We start from the raw sequence: 653 nt of genomic DNA, 5'->3' as shown, positions 1-653 counted from the left end.
TGCGGCTCGGAGAGGCACATGGTGCCGAAGAAGCGCCCCTGCACCATCGGCCGGACCCAGGTGTCGACCTGCTCGGGGCTGCCGTGCGCCAGCAGCAGGTTGGCGTTGCCGAGGGTCAGCAGCGGGTACGCCGAGGTGCCGACGTTGGCCGCCTGGAGCCAGGCGAAGCAGGCGGCCCCCACGACGTGCGGCAGCTGCATGCCGCCGACCGACGCGTCCATGCCGGCGCCCAGCAGCCCGGTCTCGGCGAAGGCGTCGAGGGCCTGCTTGATCTGCGGGATGGTGTGCACCCGGCGGCCGTCGAAGGTGGGCTCGGCGAGGTCGGCGGCCCGGTTGTGCGGGGCGAACCGCTCGGTGGCCACCCGTTCGGCGAGTTCCAGCACGGCGTCGAAGGTCTCCCGGGAGTGCTCGGCGTAGCGCTGCCGCTCGGTCAGCCGGGTCACCTCCAGCCAGTCGTGCAGCAGGAAGCGCAGGTCGCGACGGGAGAGCAGGGTGGACGGCACGGGTCTCCTTCCGTCGACGGGCGGGCCGTCGGCCGCGGCGCGGCCCGGCGATGCCCTCGCGCAGGTCATCCTGACTGATCCGGCCGACCGGCGCACCACCCGCCACGTGCGGCGGGGGCGACCCGTCGCCCCGGCGCGACACCGGCCGCC

1 protein-coding gene is annotated in these 653 nt (G+C 74.9%); it reads right to left on the bottom strand.

The features are described from left to right. On the bottom strand, positions 1 to 503 hold a 503-nt coding region (locus ACSNN9_RS28570; RefSeq protein WP_436676406.1), incomplete at its 3' end, for an acyl-CoA dehydrogenase family protein. Positions 504 to 653: the final 150 nt, after the last annotated feature.

Source organism: Micromonospora sp. URMC 107, from assembly GCF_051386315.1.
Classification (GTDB): Bacteria; Actinomycetota; Actinomycetes; order Mycobacteriales; family Micromonosporaceae; genus Micromonospora.
This window is presented reverse-complemented; position numbering and strand designations above follow the sequence as displayed.